Source organism: Bradyrhizobium sp. SZCCHNR1053 (assembly GCF_032381235.1).
In the GTDB taxonomy this organism is placed as follows: domain Bacteria; phylum Pseudomonadota; class Alphaproteobacteria; order Rhizobiales; family Xanthobacteraceae; genus Bradyrhizobium.
Genome location: NZ_JAUHJM010000006.1, coordinates 295,546 through 313,911, shown reverse-complemented (window position 1 = coordinate 313,911; position 18,366 = coordinate 295,546). Strand labels below are relative to the sequence as shown.

The 18,366-nt window shown below is 67.9% G+C and carries 2 protein-coding genes (1 of these 2 only partly in view); both read left to right on the top strand.

Annotated features, from left to right (window positions below; translation table 11 throughout):
• Positions 1-1,964: the 3' end of a non-ribosomal peptide synthetase gene (locus QX051_RS17550; RefSeq protein WP_315776985.1), read on the top strand. It extends 4,636 nt beyond the left edge of the window; 1,964 of the gene's 6,600 nt are visible here — the last part of the coding sequence; its start codon lies beyond the left edge, outside the window; it ends in the stop codon at positions 1,962-1,964.
• Positions 1,957-18,366, top strand: a complete 16,410-nt coding sequence (locus tag QX051_RS17545) for a non-ribosomal peptide synthase/polyketide synthase (RefSeq protein WP_315776984.1) — start codon at positions 1,957-1,959, stop codon at positions 18,364-18,366. Before QX051_RS17550 ends, QX051_RS17545 begins: the two co-directional genes overlap by 8 nt.

Genomic DNA, 18,366 nt, shown 5'->3' with positions numbered 1-18,366 from the left:
TCGATCGGCTGGCGCTGGCGCTCGAAGCGGCGCCGCACACGCCGGTGCGCCAGCTCGATGTCGTTCCAGTGGATGATCGCGCGCGGCTGCTGCGCGCTTGGAATGCGACGGCTGTCAGCTTCGCGGATACGCTCTGCGTGCACCGGCAGTTCGAGGTGCATGCGGCGCGAACTCCCGATGCGATCGCGCTCGTACACGGGCAGGAGACGATCAGCTACGGCGCGCTGAATGCGCGGGCGAACCGCCTGGCGCGGCGGCTCAGGGATCGCGGCATCGGGCCGGATGTTGTGGTCGGGCTGGCGCTGGAGCGCGGCGTCACGATGATGGTTGCGCTGCTCGCGGTGCTCAAAGCGGGCGGGGCCTATCTGCCGCTCGATCCGGACTATCCGGCCGAGCGGCTCGCGCACATGCTGAACGACAGCGGCGCCAAGCTGCTGCTGACGCAAGCCATGCTGCACGACGGTTTCGCGCCGGTGCTGGCCCGGAGCGAGGCCGAGGCATGGCTGCTCGAGGTGGCGGCTGGCGAGGGCCTCGGCCAGACCGATAATCTTGCTGTCGACGTGCATCCGGAGAGCCTCGCTTACGTCATCTACACCTCCGGCTCCACCGGTCGGCCCAAGGGCGTGATGGTGCGTCACGCCGCGGTGACGAACTTCCTGACGACGATGGCCGAGCAGCCGGGCATCGCGGCCGACGACCGCGTGCTGGCGTTGACCTCGTTGTCGTTCGACATCGCCGTGCTGGAGCTGTGGCTGCCGCTGACCCATGGCGCCCGGATCGTGCTCGCCGACCGTGCCGCGGCCCATGATCCGGTGGCGCTCAAGGCGATGGTGGCACGGCACGGCGTGACCATGGTCCAGGCGACGCCGTCGAGCTGGCGCATGCTGCTCGATCACGACGCGGCCGATACACACGAGACGGCTCCATGGCTGCCGAAGGGCTGTCGCCTGCTGAGCGGCGGGGAGGCGCTGGCCTCGGACCTGGCGCGGCGGCTGGGCGCGCTGGGCAGCGAGGTCTGGAACCTGTATGGGCCGACCGAGACCACGGTGTGGTCGGCGCGTCACCGCCTCGATGCGACCGATCCGGTGCCGCTGCTCGGCAGCCCGATCGGCAACACCCGGTTGTACGTGCTCGACACCGAACTCAATCTGGCGCCGGTCGGCGTCACTGGCGAGCTCTTCATCGGCGGTGACGGGCTCGCGCGCGGCTATTGGAAACGCGCCGCGTTGAGCGCGGAGCGCTTCATCCCGGATCCGTTCGGCAGCGACGGCGCGCGGCTGTACCGGACCGGCGACCTCGCGCGCTGGCGGGCCGACGGCGTGCTCGACTATGTCGGCCGCGCCGATCATCAGGTGAAGATCCGCGGACATCGGATCGAGCTCGGCGAGATCGAGGTGCGGCTGCGGGAGCGGCCGGGCGTGCGCGACAGCGTCGTCGTGGCGCAGGAGCTCGGCGGCGGCCGTCAATTGGTCGGCTATGTCAGCGGCGAGGATACGCTCGACGGCGGCGGCCTCCGCGCTGCGCTCGCAGCAGCGCTGCCGGACTACATGGTTCCGTCGCGCGTGATCGTGCTGCCGGAGCTGCCGCTGACGCCGAACGGCAAGATCGACCGCAAGGCGCTGCCGCGGCCCGATGTCGGGGCTCCCGAAGCGCATCGCATCGGCCCGCGCAATCCGACCGAGGCCGCACTCGCGGCGATCTGGGCAGAGCTGCTGCACAGGCCGGACGTCGGCGTCACCGACAATTTCTTCGAGCTCGGCGGCGACTCGCTGGTGGCCGTCCAGCTCGTCGGCCGCATCAAGCGCGATCTCGCGCGGGAGGTGCCGCTGAAGCGGTTGTTCGAGCTGACCACGATCGAGGCCACGGCGTCTGTGCTCGCCGCGGACCCGCCGATGAGCAGGCGGAGCGACGACATTGCCGCCATGTTCGATCTGCTTGAGGAAGTCGAGTTTGCCAATGAATGATCAGTCCGGACTCCAGGCCCAGCAGCTCGGCGAAATCGCGCGTCGATTGGTGCGTCTCGATGCGTCGAAGCAGCGCGCGTTCCTGACGCAGTTGGCGGCCAAGGGGATCGATCTGTCGATCTTGCCGATCGCCCGGCAGCATCTGCAGCGCGCGCCGTTGTCGTTCGCGCAGGCCCGTCTCTGGTTCCTGTGGCGGATGGATCCGGGCGGCTCCGCCTACAACATGCCGGTCGCGATCCGCCTGCGGGGTCGGCTTGATGTTGGTGCGCTCCAACGGGCGCTCGATGAACTCGTCATGCGCCATGCCGCGCTCCGCACGACGTTCCGGCAGGACGACGGCGAGCCGGAGCAGATCGTAGGGTTGCCGGCGCCTGTCGCGCTTCGCCGCATCGAGATCGCGGGCGATGATCGCGAGCAGCAGGCGCGCCGGCTGCTGCGTGAGGAAGCGGCGTTGCCGTTCGATCTGGAATCCGGACCGCTGCTGCGCGCGGCGCTGCTGGGTCTTGGCGAGCACGACCATGTCCTCTCGGTCACGCTGCACCACATCGTCGCCGACGGCTGGTCGATGCAGGTTCTCACCGACGAGTTCTGGCAGCTCTATCACGCCGCCGCCCGCGGCGAGGTGGCCTCGCTGCCGGCGCTCGAGATCGACTACGCCGATTTCGCCGCCTGGCAGCGACTGTGGCTCGGTGCCGTCGAGGAGGAGCGGCAGCTTCGCTACTGGACCGGCCGTCTCCATGACACGGCCATGCTGCCGCTGCCATTCGATCGGCCCAGATCAGCCCAGGCCGATCAATCTGGCGATGCCATACGGCTGTCGCTCGGGGCGGAGCTTTCCGATCGCCTGCGCGAGCTGGCGCGGGGACAGCACACGACGCTGTTCGTGGTGCTGCTGGCGGCGCTGAAGCTGGTGCTCTATCGCTACAGCGGCCAGCCCGACATCAGCGTCGGCGTTCCGCTCGCCAATCGCGACCGGTCGGAGACGCGGCGTCTGATCGGCCTGCTGGTCAACACCCAGGTGCTGCGCACACGGATCGACAGCCGGAGCACGATCGCCGACGTCATTCACGCCCTGCGCGAGGCCTCGCTCGAGGCCCAGGATCACCAGGATCTTCCGTTCGAGCGGCTGCTCGACGTGCTGCAGCCGCAGCGCAGCCTAAGCCAGACGCCGCTATTCCAGGTGCTCTACAACCATCAGCATCGGCGCGAGCCGGCGCATGCGCCGGCTGCGTCCGAATTGCAGATCGAGACGATCGCGGCCGAGATCGACACGGTGAAATTCGACCTCGCTCTCGACAGCGAGGAGACGCCGTCGGGAGACGTCTCGGCGCTGTTCTCCTTTGCCACCGCGCTGTTCGACCGGTCGACCATCGCACGGTTCGCCGGGCATTGGCTCACGATCCTGCAGGCGATGGTCGCGGATCCCACACGTCGGATCGCGGCATTGGAGCTGTTGTCGGCCGGGCAACGCGACGACGTCAGACAGTGGAACGCTTGCCCTCCCGCGCTCGTGCCGTTCCAGCCGGTGCATCGGATGTTCGCCCGGCACGCAAAGGAGACGCCGAGTGCAGCGGCCCTGGTGTTTGGGGCCGAGACGATCACCTATCAGGCGCTCGATCGCCGCGCCAATGCTATCGCGCAGCATCTGTTGGCGCTCGGCGTGCGACCCGGCGAGCTCGTCGGGCTCTCGATGCAGCGCTCGCCCGATCTCGTCGCCGGGTTCGTTGCCGTCCTCAAGGCCGGCGCCGCCTATCTGCCGCTTGATCCCGATCATCCGCCGGCGCGGCTCGCTGCAACCGTTCGCGATGCCGGCGTGCGCGTCGTGCTGGTCGATGCGACGGGACGATCGCAATGGCCGCCGATGCCGGGCATCGCGGTCGTCGATCTCGGCGCGATGGCGGCTGAGACGACGGAGAGCGACCCGGCGGTCGATGTCCATCCCTCGAGCCTCGCCTACGTGATCTATACGTCCGGCTCCACCGGCGTGCCGAAGGGCGTTGCGGTCGCTCACGGATCGTTCGCAATGCATTGCGAGGCCACCGCCGAGCTCTACGAGATGGGCCGGCAGTCGCGCGAGCTGCACTTCCTCTCCTTTACGTTCGACGGCGCGCATGAGCGGTTGTGGACCGCGCTGGGCTGCGGCGCGACCTTGGTGATGCGTGATGCCGATCTCTGGTCGGCGGAGAAGACGCTCGACGTGATGGGCGCGCAGCGGGTGACCAATGCCGGCTTTCCGCCGGCCTATCTGCAGCAGCTCGCCGACTTCGCGGCGTGGCGCGGCGATCCGCCGCCCGTGTCGCTGTATTCGTTCGGCGGCGAGGCAATGCCCAAATCGGGCTTCGACAAGGTCAGGCAGGCGCTGCGGCCGCGCAAGCTGATCAATGGCTATGGTCCGACGGAGACGGTGGTCACACCGCTGGTCTGGAAGGTCGACGCCGATGCCGAGATCGACTGCGGCTATGCGCCGATCGGCCGTCCTGTCGGCCGGCGCTCGGCCTATGTTCTCGACGGCGATCTCAACATCGTTCCGGTCGGCGTCACCGGCGAGCTTCATATCGGCGGCGAGGGGCTCGCGGCCGGCTATTGGAATCGGCCGGCGCTGACGGCGGAGCGCTTCATCCCCGATCCGTTCGGCGCGCCTGGCGCGCGGCTGTATCGCACCGGCGATCTGGCGCGCTGGCGCGCCGATGGCGTCATCGACTATGTCGGCCGGTCCGACCACCAGCTCAAGATCCGCGGCTTCCGCATCGAGCCGGGCGAGGTCGAGGCACGGCTGACGCGGCAGGCGGGTGTTCAGTCGGCGGTGGTGGTGGCACGCGAGATCGGCGGACGCCAGCAGCTCGTCGGCTATGTCTGCGGCGGGGACGGCCTCGACGAGACCGGGCTGCGGGCGGCGCTCTCGGAGGCGCTGCCGGACTACATGGTTCCGGCGCGGATCGTGCTGATGCCGCAGATGCCGCTCACCGCTCATGGCAAGGTCGATCGCGACGCCTTGCCGACGCCCGAGCAATTATCTGCCGAGACCGACTACGTCGTGCCGCAGTCCCCCGCGGAATTGGAGCTGGCGGCGATCTGGGCCGAATTGCTTGGCCATTCGCGGGTGGGCCTGACCGACAATTTCTTCGAGCTCGGCGGCGATTCCATCATCTCGCTGCAGGTGGTCGGACGCGCGCGCCAGCGTGGCCTGTCGATCGAGCCTCGCGATCTGTTCCGGCATCAGACGCTGCAGGAGCTGGCGCGGGTCGCGCGTCGCGATCGGGCCGTCGTTGCATCCGCTGAGCCGCTTGCGCGTGATGGCGATCCGGTGCCGCTGTTGCCGATCCAGCGCCGCTTCTTTGCCGAGGACGCCGGCGAACGGCATCACTGGAATCAGGCGTTGATGCTCGTGCCGTCGGCGCGGCTCGACTGGCGGGTGATGGCGCAGGCGGTCGAGGCCGTGGTGGCGCATCACGATGCCCTGCGGCTGCAATTCCGGCAAAGCGACGGAGAGTGGCAGGCGAGATACGGCGCGATGCCGGCGAGCGCCGATCTGCTCTGGATCCGCACCGTCGCCGATGCGGCTGAGATCACCTCGGCTGGCGCGACCGCGCAGGCAAGCCTGTCTCTGCAGGGACCGTTGCTGCGGCTCGTCGGCATGGACGTTGCCGACGGCAGCCAGAGGCTTCTCATCGTCGTGCATCATCTCGTCGTCGATGGCGTGTCCTGGCGCGTGCTGCTCGAGGACATCGCCTCGGCGTATCGACAGGTGGCGCAGGGCGCGGCCGCGATTGCTCTGCCTTCCAAGAGCCGGTCCATGGCGTCATGGGGCATCAGTCTCGAAGACTACGCCGCCAGCGAGGAGCTGGCTGGTCAGCTCGACTATTGGAGACAGCGGACCGCCGCCGGCGACGTGCCATGCGACGATGATCGCGGCGAGACCGATCGCGTCGCCGATGGCGAGGATGTCGTCGTGTCCTTCGATGCCGACATGACCGGGCAACTGCTCAAGCAGGCGCCCGCTGCCTACAGGACCCAGGTCAATGACCTGCTGCTGGCGGCGCTGGCCCGCGCCGTCAACCGCTGGGGCGGGCTCGATGAATGTCTGGTCGAGCTCGAAGGTCACGGCCGGGAAGACATTTTCGAGGGCTTCGACCTGTCGCGGACGGTCGGCTGGTTCACGACCGCGTTTCCCGTTCGACTCGCCGGCTGTGCTGGCGATAACGCCACGCTGATCAGATCGATCAAGGAGGAGTTGCGGGCCATCCCGGCGCGCGGGCTCGGCTACGGCGTGCTGCGCTATTGCGGCAGCCCCGAGCAGCGCGCCGCCCTGACGGGCGGAGCCGAGCCGCGGATCGTCTTCAACTATCTCGGCCAGTTCGGCGCCGGCTCCGACCTTGCCTTCGCGCTCGCGCCGGAAAGCGCGGGGCCGTCACGCAGCGCCAGCGCGCCGCTCGGGCGCTGGCTCAGCATCAACGGTCAAGTGCTTGATGGTCGGCTGAGGTTGACATTCAGCTTCGGCCGCCGACGCTATCGCCGCGCGACGATCGAGCGGCTGGCCGCGTGCTATTCCGCGGCCCTGCGCGAACTCGTCGCGCATTGCACGAGCGGCGTATACGGCCTCACGCCGTCGGACGTTCCGCTCTCAGGCCTCAGCCAGCCGGAGCTCGACCTGCTCGGAGCGTCGCGCGATTGGCGCGATATCGAGGATATCTATCCGCTGTCGCCGATGCAGCAGGGCATGCTGTTCCACGCGCTGCGCGATGGTGACAGCGGCAACTATGTCAGCCAGATCGCCGTCGACATCAGCGGTGCGGACGCGGCGCGATTGCGCGCGGCGTGGCAGGCGGTGACGGCGAGACACGCGGTGCTGCGGACAGTGTTCGTGTGGAGAGAATTGTCGGGCGCGCCGCAGCAGGTCGTCCATCGGCAGGTTCCTGTCCCCTTCGTCGAGGAGGACTGGCGCGACCGTGTGGACTCGATGGATCAGGCCGCGCGTGACGCGGCGCTGGCCGATGTGGCCGCAGCCGAATGGCGGGCCGGCTTCGACCTGTCGCGTCCGCCATTGCAGCGGGTCCGTCTCATCGATCTCGGCGGCGGTGTGCACCGCCTGATCTGGACACATCATCACATCCTGCTCGACGGCTGGAGCGCGGCAAGGCTCATCGGCGAGATCATGCAGCATGTCGGTGGCGCGTCGCTGTCCGCCCCACGCGGCCGCTATCGCGACTACATTGCCTGGCTGCAGCAGCAGGATCGCGATGCGTCGAGTGCGTTCTGGGCACGCTCGCTCTCGACGGTCGGCGAGCCGAGCCTGCTTGCCGATGCGCTGGGCGGGCCGCCCGCGCCTGCCGACGGCCATGGCTCGATCGATCTCGTCATCGATGCGGCGACGACGGAGCGGCTGCAGGTCGTGGCGCGGCGCGAGCGGGTGACCCTGAACACGGTTCTGCAAGCGGCCTGGGGACAGCTGCTGCGGCGCTTGACCGGCCAGGATGTCGTCTGCTTCGGCGCCACGATCTCCGGCCGGCCGCCTGAGATCGCGGGCGTGGAGGAGACCGTCGGCCTGTTCATCAACACCGTGCCCGTGTTCGAGGATGCGAGACCTCAGACGTCGGTCGGTGATTGGCTGCGCGGTTTGCAGGATCGCAACGTCGACCTGCGCGAGCATGGCTGGATGCCGCTGCACGAGATCCAGCGTCTTGCGGGCCGCGCCGGCCGGCCGCTGTTCGACTCCATCTTCGTGTTCGAGAACTATCCGGTCGACGCGGCGCTGCGCGATCAGGCCGGCGAGGGGCCGCGTGCCAGCCGCGCCGAGCAGATCTCGATCACGAACTATGCGCTCACGGTCGCGGTGTTCGTGACGGACAGGGGCATCCGGCTTGGATTCCGTTACGATCGCAGCCGGTTCGACCAGGCGCAGATCGAGCGGATACAGGCAGCTTTCGCCGGTCTGCTCGCGCGCATTGCCGACGACAGCAGCCGACCGGTCGCAGAGCTGCATGGATTGGACGCCGCCGCTTTGCATCGAGTGCTCGGCTGGGGCTCGGGACCCGTCGCGCGGACGGTGAATGACGACTTCGTCGACGTCGTGACGCAGATCGAGCAGCAGGTCGCACGGTCGCCTGCGGCCATTGCCGTGATCTCCGATCAGGAGAGGATCAGCTACGCCGAACTGAATGCGCGGGCGAACTGCCTGGCGCGACAGATCAGGCAGGCCGGCGTCGCTCTGGATGCTCCGGTCGGCTTGGCATTCGAGCGCAGCGCCGACCTGGTCGTGGCTGTGCTGGCCGTTATGAAAGCCGGCGCCGGCTACCTGCCGCTCGATCCGGACTATCCCGCCAAGCGGCTCGCCGCGATGCTGTGCGACAGTGGCGCCCGGCTGGTGCTGACGCAGGCGCAACTGCGCGATCGGCTGATCGAGATCACGGCAGGGGTGGGCGCCGAGCTGCTCGTGGTCGACGGCGCCCGTGAGGGTCGCGGTTTGCGCGCCACTGATGGCTCCGATGTTCGGATTCCGGTTCATGCCGAGAGCCTCGCCTATGTGATCTACACGTCCGGCTCGACCGGCGTGCCCAAGGGCGTGGCCTGCACGCGCGGCGCCCTGGCGGCACGGCTAGGATGGATGCAGAAGGAGTACGGGCTCGATCCCAGCGAAACGCTGTTGCAGAAGACGCCGTTCAGCTTCGACGTCGCGGTGTGGGAAATCCTGTGGCCGCTGATCGTCGGCGCGCGGCTTGCGATTGCAGCGCCAGGCGCACATCGCGAGCCGAAGCGGCTGATCGATGCGGTCACTGCGCATGGCGTGACCACGCTGCATTTCGTGCCGCAGATGCTCGCGCAATTCGTGGCTGAGCCGGAGGTTCAGCGGTGCGTGACCTTGAAGCGCCTGTTCTCCGGTGGCGAGGCCCTGCCGGTCCAGCTGAAGGACCAAGTCTATTCGGTGTTCCCGGCGATCCGGTTCGACAATCGGTATGGGCCGACCGAAGCGCTCATCAATGCCAGCTTCTGGAACTGTCGCGGGCCGAGCGGATCGGGCGTGCCGATCGGATTCCCGATCCCGGGCACGATCCTGCGCGTTGTCGATGCCGATCTCAATCCGGTCGCCGAGGGAACGACGGGCGAGCTCCATATCGGCGGAGACGGGCTGGCGCGCGGCTATCTCGGGCGCGCGGCGCTGACGGCCGAGCGCTTCATTCCCGATCCTTTCGGACCTCCCGGCGCGCGGCTCTATCGAAGCGGCGATCTGGCGCGCTGGCGCAGCGACGGCGCCATCGACTATGTCGGCCGGGCCGATCACCAGGTGAAGGTTCGCGGCTTCCGCATCGAGCTCGGCGAGATCGAAGCGCGACTCCTGCAGCAGCCCTCGGTCAGCGCGGCCGTTGTGATCGCCAGGGATTTCGGCGTGGGCCGGCAGCTGGTCGGCTATGTCTGCGGCGACGGCATGCTCGATGCTGCGACGCTGCGTGAGGCCCTGTCCGCAACGCTGCCGGACCACATGGTGCCGGCGCGGATCATGGTCCTCGACCGCCTGCCTCTGATGGTGAATGGCAAGGTCGATCGCAACGCGCTGCCGGCGCCGGAGGCGCCCGTTGCAGCGATGCGGATTGCGCCGCGGACGCCGGCCGAGGCTGCGTTGGCCACCATCTGGGCCGAGCTGCTGCATCAGCCGGATGTCGGGATGACCGACAATTTCTTCGAGCTCGGTGGCGATTCCATCATCTCGCTGCAGATGGTCAGTCGTGCGCGGCGGGCCGGCCTTCTGATCGAGCCGCGAGACGTCTTCAAGCACCAGACGTTGGAAGCCCTGGCGCGCGACGCGCGGGTGATCGTCCGGCCGGAGACGACGGCAGAGCAGGGGCGCATCGCCGGGCCACTTCTGTTGCTGCCGATTCAGCTCCGCTTCTTCGAGCAGGAACTGGACGCCCCTGATCACTGGAATCAGGCTTTGCTGCTGCGGCCGCGGCGGCGGCTCGACTGGGACGTGTTGCAACGCGCAGCGGTGGCCGTCGTCGCGCATCACGACGCACTGCGACTGCGCTTCGAACGCATCGACGGTGTCTGGCGCGCCGAGCACGGGCCGGGGCCGGCTGTCTCGGACCTGTTGCGGTCGTGCGAGCTCGCCGACGGCGAGGCGGTCACCGCGCTCGCCGCAGAGGTCCAGGCGAGCCTCTCGCTCGCGCATGGTCGTCTGGTGCGGATGGTCGGCATGGATCTGCCGGAGGGCGAGCAGCGCCTCCTGATGGTGATCCATCACCTCGTGATCGACGGCGTGTCGTGGCGCGTGCTGCTGGAGGATCTCGCGGCTGCCTACGAGCAGCTCATGCGCGGGCAAGAGGCGACACTGCCGGCCAAGACGCACGCCTACGCCCAATGGGGCGCAGCGCTACGCGCACACGCGGCCTCGGATGCGCTGGTTGCCGAGCTGGACTACTGGTCAGGGCTCCGGCGGGCGGACGACGTGCCATGCGATTCTGATCATGCGGATCGGGATACGATCGCCGACGCCGACGACGTGCCGCTTGCGATCGACGCCGAGCTGACCGCGCGTCTGCTGGGTACGGCGCACGGCGCGTACAGAACCCAGGTCAATGATCTGCTGCTGTCGGCGCTCGCGCGCGCGGTGTGGCGGTGGTCGGGCCGCGAAATCATGACGGTCGAGCTCGAAGGCCACGGCCGCGAGGATCTGGGCGGCGGGCTCGATCTGTCGCGAACCATCGGCTGGTTCACGACTGCGTTTCCGGTACATCTGATAGCTGGATCGCAGCCACCCGCGGTGCTGATCAAGACGACCAAGGAGATGCTGCGGTCAGTCCCCAGCCGGGGACTTGGTTACGGCGTCCTGCGCTATCTGGGTTCTGATGCCCAGCGTGCGACGCTGACGACGGGAGCGCAGCCGCGCATCGGGTTCAACTATCTCGGTCAGGTCGATGGCAGCACGGACGAGACTGCGCTGTTCTCGATCGCGCCCGAGAGCGCCGGCCCGTCGCGTGCGGCATCGAGCCCGTTGCGCCACCATATCGCCATCAATGCGAGGGTGCTCGACGGTCGTCTGGAGCTATCGTTCGGCTTCAGCAGGAAGCGCTATCGACGCGAGACCGTGACCCGCGTCGCAGGCTGTTTCGAGGCGGCGCTTCGTGAGCTGGTCGATCACTGCACGAGCGGCGTCCACGGCGTGACGCCATCCGATGTGCCGCTGTCGAAGCTGAGCCAGGCCGAGCTCGAGGCGCTGACGCTGGATTGGCGCGAGGTCGAGGACATCTATCCGTTGTCGCCGATGCAACAGGGCATGTTGTTCCACGCACTGCACGACGACGGCACCGGGGTCTACGTCAATCAGGTCGCGGCCGAGATCCGCGGTCTCGACGCCGGCAAGCTGCGGGCCGCATGGCAGGCTGTCAGCCATCGTCATGCCGTGCTTCGCACCGGCTTCTTGTGGCGTGAATTGTCAGGAACGCCGCAGCAGATCGTGCATCGTGACGCCGACGTTTCCTTCGTCGAGGAGGACTGGCGGGAGCGCGCGGCTGGGCTTGCTCCGGCCGCCTTGGATGCTGCGCTCACGACGGTTGCAGACCGCGAGCGCGTCGACGGCTTTGATCTCTCGCGGCCGCCGCTGCAGCGCGTGAGGCTGATCCGGATCGCCGACGATGCGCACTGGCTGATCTGGACTCATCATCATATCCTGATGGACGGCTGGAGTTCGGCCCGCTTCATCGCCGAGGTGATGCAGCACGAGGAGCAGGCGGCGCTGCAGGGACAGCCGCCGCGCTACCGCGACTACATCGCCTGGCTGCAGGCGCAGGACCATGGTGCTGCGGCCGAGTTCTGGCGAGCGGCGTTGGCCGGGCTCGACGAGCCGAGCCTGCTGGCGCAGCCTGCGGTCGACGGGCGCGTGGGCCATGGCTCGCTCACCATGGCGGTGGACGTCGATCTCAGCGAGCGACTGCAACGTTTCGCGACCCGCGAGCGGGTCACGCTGAACACGGTGATGCAGGCGGCATGGGCGCAATTGCTCCGTCGATTCACCGGCCAGGACACGGTCTGCTTCGGCGTGACGGTGTCCGACCGACCCGCCGGGCTCGCCGGCGCCGAGGAGATGGTCGGCCTGTTCATCAACACCTTGCCGGTGGTCGACGCCGAGAATCCGCAGCAGCGGATCGGCGCGTGGTTGCGCGACCTGCAGGATCGCAATCTCGCCTTGCGGGATCACGGCTGGATGCCGCTGGCCGACATCCAGCGGATCGTGGGCCGGGCAGGGCGTCCGCTGTTCGACAGCATTCTCGTGTTCGAGAACTATCCGGTCGACGAGGCCTTGAAGACCAAGGATGGCCGCCTGAGCGTCAGCCGGACGAGGATCCTCGAAACGAGCAACTATCCGCTGTTCGTGAGCGTCGGTCTCGAAAGAGAGCTGCGGTTGGTGTTCAATTTCCAGCAGCAACATTTCGACGAAGTCGAGATCCGTCGGCTGCAGATGGCGTTCGTGCAACTGCTCGCGGCCATCACTCGCGATGCCGAGCAGGCGGTCGGCTGCATTGCGGCCGATGATTCCGCAGACCTCGCGCTGCTGGCGCGGGTCAACGATTCGGCGGGGGCCGTGACGACAGCGAGCGTCGTCGCTCAGTTCGAGGCGCAAGCAGAGCGCGCGCCCGATGCGATCGCGCTCGTGCACAATGAGGAGACGATCAGCTATGGCGCGCTGAACGCGCGCGCGAACCGGCTCGGCCACAGGCTCAGGGAGCATGGCGTAGGTCCCGATGTGGTGGTGGGGCTGGCGCTCGAGCGCGGTGTCACGATGATGGTGGCGCTGCTCGCGGTGCTCAAGACAGGCGGAGCCTATCTGCCGCTCGATCCGGACTATCCGGCCGAGCGTCTAGCGCACATGCTGGGCGACAGCGGCGCGAAGCTGTTGCTGACGCAAGCGACGCTCCACGACGGGCTCGCGCCGGTGCTGGCAGGCGGCCACGCCCAGGCTTGGCTGCTGGACGAGGTGGCTAGAGAAGAAACGGTCGACGCAGGCAATCTCGACGTCGCCATCCATCCTGAAAACCTCGCTTACGTCATCTACACCTCCGGTTCGACCGGCCTGCCCAAGGGCGTGATGGTGCGCCATGGCGCCGTGACGAATTTCCTGGCGACGATGGCTGAGCAGCCCGGCATTGCGCGCGATGACCGCGTGCTCGGTTTGACCTCGCTGTCGTTCGACATCGCGGTGCTCGAGCTCTGGCTGCCGCTGACGCGTGGCGCTCGGATCGTGCTGGCGGATCGCGCCTCGGCCCATGATCCGGCGGCCTTGAAGGCGATCGTGGCCCGGCAGGGCGTGACCATGATCCAGGCGACGCCGTCGAGCTGGCGCATGCTGCTCGATCACGACGACGGTTCGCACGGATGGCTGCCTCGGGGCTGCCGGTTGCTGAGCGGCGGCGAGGCGCTGGCTCCCGACCTGGCGCTCCGGCTGCTCGCGCTCGGAGACGAGGTCTGGAACCTGTTTGGACCGACGGAAACCACGGTGTGGTCGGCGCGCCATCGGCTCGATGCGCGCGATCCCGCACCCGTCCTGGGCGGCCCGATCAGCAGCACGACGCTCCATGTGCTTGACGGCGGTCTCAATCGCGCGCCCGTCGGCGTGACAGGCGAACTCTTCATCGGTGGCGAGGGCCTGGCCCGTGGCTATTGGAGCCGTCCGGCGCTCAGCGCCGAGCGCTTCATTCCCGACCCATTCGGCGATCCCGGTGCGCGGCTGTACCGGACCGGCGATCTGGCGCGGTGGCGGCCCGACGGATTGCTCGATTATGTCGGCCGCGCCGATCACCAGGTGAAGATCCGCGGCCACCGCATCGAGCTCGGCGAGATCGAGGCGCGGTTGCGATCACAACCCGGCGTGCGCGACAGCGTCGTGGTGGCGCAGGAACTCGGCAGTAGTCGGCAACTGGTCGGCTACGTCAGCAGCGACGATGCGCTCGATGGTGCTGAGCTGCGCGCGCAGCTCATCTCCTTGCTTCCGGACTACATGGTGCCGTCGCGTGTGATGGTGCTGCCACAACTGCCGCTGACTCCCAATGGCAAGATCGATCGCAAGGCGCTGCCGCTGCCTGACACGCGGTCCGCTAAGGCGCAGCGCATCGCGCCACGCAATCCGACCGAGGCCGCACTCGCTGCGATCTGGGCCGAGCTGCTGCACCAGGTGGATGTCGGCGTCACCGACAACTTCTTCGAGCTCGGCGGCGACTCGATCATCTCGCTGCAGATGGTCAGTCGCGCACGCCGCGCCGGTCTCGAGCTGGAGCCGAGAGACGTGTTCCGGCTGCAGACGATCGAGCTGCTCGCGCCGGCCTGCCTGGTGGCGCGGAACGACCAGCCCGCGGTCACCCTCGCGCGCGGCGCATTGTCGGGGCTGACGAGCGAGGAGCTCGCGCGACTTGGTGTCGACTGGGACCGCATCGAGGACGTCTATCCGCTCTCGCCGATGCAGCAGGGCATGCTGTTTCACAGCCTGCGCGATGCCGGCAGCGGCGTCTATGTCAACCAGGTCAGCGTCGAGATCCGAGGGCTGGACGTCGAGCGGCTGCGCAGCGCGTGGCAGGAGGTCTCTGCTTGTCATCCGATGTTGCGCACCGGTTTCCTCTGGCGCGAGCTGTCCGGCGCACCGCTGCAGGCGGTCCATCGCGAGGCGAGCGTGCCGTTCACGACGGAAGACTGGCGCGGACAGGCCGTCGATGAGGCGCGGCTGTCAGCGGCCCTGGCCGCAGAGCGTGACGCCGAGTTCGATCTCGCGGTACCGCCGCTGCAGCGTGTCCGCCTGTTGCGGCTCGACCACGATCGCCATCGCCTGATCTGGACTTACCACCACATCCTGATGGATGGCTGGAGCTCGGCCCGCTTCATCGCCGAAATCCTGCAGCGCTATGCCGGGCGGGCGCTCACGGCTCGTTCGGCGCACTATCGCGACTATGTTGCCTGGCTTCTGGCCCAGGACGCGCAGGCGGCCGAGCACTTCTGGCGAGGACAACTCACGGCCTTCGACCAGCCGACGCAACTGGCCGATGCCTTCGGCGCGCGGCGCCACGATGCGCACGGACATCGCCGCTGTTGCACGCGGCTCGACAAGGATGCGACCGCGGAATTGAAGGCGTTCGCACGGCACGAGCGCATCACGCTGAACACGCTCATCCAGGGCGTCTGGGCGCTGCTGCTGCAGCGCTACACCGGCCAGCAGACCATCACGTTCGGCGTCACCGTCGCTGGCCGTCCGCCCGGTCTCGACGGCGCCGAGCAGATGATCGGCCTGTTCATCAATACGCTGCCGATGATCGAGGCGCCCCCGCCGGATGTTCTGATCGGTGACTGGCTGCGCGCCATGCAGGACCGTAACGCCGCGATGCGCAACTTCGAGCAGACGCCGCTCTACGACATCCAGAGCTGGGCCGGGCGTGCCGGCGAAACCATGTTCGACAGCATCATCGTGTTCGAGAACTATCCGGTCGAGCGTGGCCTGCTGCAAGGTGACGGCTCGCTTCAATTCGGCGAGCTGCGCAATGTCGACGTCACCAACTATCCGATGGATCTGTCCGTCTTGGTCGAGGATACGCTGCAGGTCGAATTCACCTATATGCCGAGTCACTTCACGCCGGATCAGGCGGAGCAGGTGAGGGCACAGTTCGAACATCTGCTTGCGGTCATGATGCGAAGTCCGGATGCCCCGCTCGGCGCGATCGATGCGGCGGCTGCTCAGGACGTGCAGCGAGCACGTGTCTGCAATGGTCGGGCGGCGTCTGCCGCGACGCGTCCGCTCGTGCACGAAATGATCGGCGGTCATGCACAGCGCAATCCTGAGCGTGTCGCTCTCACGATCGGCGGCAGCAACGTCTCCTACGGCGAGCTCGATCGTCGCGCCAATCGGCTCGCGCACCATCTCATCGAGGCCGGGCTCGGGCCGGACCAGCGAGTCGGGGTCGTCGTCGAGCGCAACGACGCCACGATGGCCGCGCTGCTCGCCGTGCTGAAGGCCGGCGGAGCCTATGTGCCGCTCGATCCCGAGCTGCCGCCGGACCGCATTGACTTTGTGATGCGTGACGCCTGCATCACGGTCCTGCTGTCCGGCTCGCGTCACGTCGCCGCCATCGCCGGCGTTCGGGCCATCGATCTCGCCTCGTTTGATTTCGAAGCCGGTCCGCATCATGCGCCGGATCCTCATCTGCATCCGGAGAACCTCGCTTATGTGATCTACACGTCAGGATCGACCGGGCGGCCGAAGGGCGTTGCGGTTGCGCATGGCCCGCTCGCGATGCATTGCAGGGCGACCGCTTCGCTCTACGAGCTCGATGAGCACGCAAGCGAGCTGCATTTCCTGTCGCTGGCGTTCGACGGCGCACATGAGCGCTGGCTCACGGTGCTGTCGCAGGGCGCAAGGCTGGTCATGCGCGATGCTGAGCTATGGACCCCCGAGCAGACCGTTGCGACGCTTCATGCCCAGCGCATCACGCACATCGGCCTGCCGCCGGCCTATCTCCAGCAGGTCGCCGAATGGGTGGAGCAGACTGGCAATCCGCCGCCGGTGAGGCTGTATTCGTTCGGTGGCGAGGCCATGCCGAAGGCCGGCTTCGACAAGGTCAGGCGGACGCTGAAGCCGCAGATCCTGATCAACGGATATGGTCCGACCGAGACCGTCGTGACACCGCTCGTCTGGAAGGTCGACGGCAGCGCGGAGTGTGACAAGGCCTATGCGCCGATCGGCAGTCCCGTCGGCCGCCGCACGGCCTACATCCTCGATGCCTTCCTGAATCTCGTTCCAGCGGGCGCCGCCGGCGAGCTCTACATCGGCGGGTTCGGGCTCGCGCGCGGGTACCACGCAAAGCCAGGCATGACGGCGGAACGCTTCGTGCCGGATCCATTTTCGACGAACGAGGGCGCACGTCTCTACCGCACTGGCGACCTGGCGCGATGGGATGCGAGCGGCACGATCGAATATCTCGGACGCAGCGACGATCAGGTCAAGGTCAGCGGCTTCCGGATCGAGCTTGGCGAAATCCAATCGGCTCTGCTGAGCGACCCAGCAGTCGCGCAGGCTGCCGTGCTCGCCGTGGTGGGGGCGGGGGGCAATCAGCTGGTGGCCTATGTGGCGCCGCGAGCGCCATGCGACGCCACCGCTGCTGCGGCCGAGCGGCTGTCCGCGGCGCTGACTGCCGCGCTGCGCCGGACTTTGCCGGCCTACATGGTTCCATCCCGCATCATCGTGCTCGAGCGCCTGCCGACGCTGTCGAGCGGCAAGGTCGATCGCAAGGCGTTGCCCGCGCCGGATACCGCTACCGTGGCCGCGTTCATCGCGCCGGAAAGCGCTGCCGAAGTCGCGATGGCGAAGCTGTGGGCGGAGGTTCTCGGCGTCGCGCAAGTGGGCGTCACCGACAACTTCTTCGAACTCGGCGGCAATTCGATTCTCAGCCTCAAGGTGATCGCGCGACTTCGCTGCGACCCGGTCCTCGATGGCGAGATCAAGCTGCGCGATCTCCTGCAGAGGCCGACCATTCGCGCCTTGCTCGGCACCCCCGCAGCATCATCCACGCGGCCGTCGGCGCTGCTGCCCCTGAGTTCGCTGGTCGATGGCACGCCGCGGGTGTTCTGCCTTCACGGCGGATTCGGCACGGTGTTCGACTATGCGCCGCTGGCGCGCCGTCTGGAGGGACAGAGGCAACTGATCGGACTGCAGTGCCGGACGCTGATCGAACCATCCTTCATCGACCAGTCGCTGGCGGCGATGTCCGCTGACTATGTCGATGAGATCGTGCGGACGCAAAGCAAAGGACCCTATCATCTGATCGGCTGGTCGCTCGGCGGGCTGGTCGCATGCCTGGTGGCCGCCGAACTGGAACGGCGCGGTGAGCGGGTCGAGCGCCTGGCGCTGATCGACAGCTTCGTTCCGCATGGTGACGAGCAGCCGTCGCCCGGGCGGCATTGGACGGACGACTTGCTGACGCTGCTGTCGGTCACGGCGCCGGGCGTGCAGCCTTCAGCCATCACGTCGCAGGTGACGGCGATTCGTTCCGGCGATGTGCCGGTGACGGACGAGGTGATCCGGCGCCTGGTCGCCGATGCAATCGGCATGGCGCCGCTGCAGCCGCGCGACGGTCTTCTCGGCGTCGACGACATCGTCGCGGCCTTCAGGGTCGGGCGCCACCTCGCGCAACTGGCTCGGGCGGCCGAATGGCCGGCCGATCTCGTTGCAGCGCCCGGCTGCTGGTGGACGTCCGGCCGGCTTCGACAGCGCGATCGGCTCGCGGCGCGGCTGCCGCACGCGGCGGATTGTGGCGTGGCCGGCGACGACCACTTCTCGATCCTTAGCAACGAATCCTTCCTGGCGGCGCTCGGCGCGTGGCTGGAGCCCGTCCGGGCGGCGCAGACATCGCCGGATCTGCAGCCCGAACCGGCTGAATGA

What these genes read in the sequence shown, in the direction of transcription:
- QX051_RS17545 (WP_315776984.1), top strand. Translation starts at nt 1,957, where the DNA reads ATGAATGATCAGTCCGGACTCCAGGCCCAGCAGCTCGGCGAAATCGCG.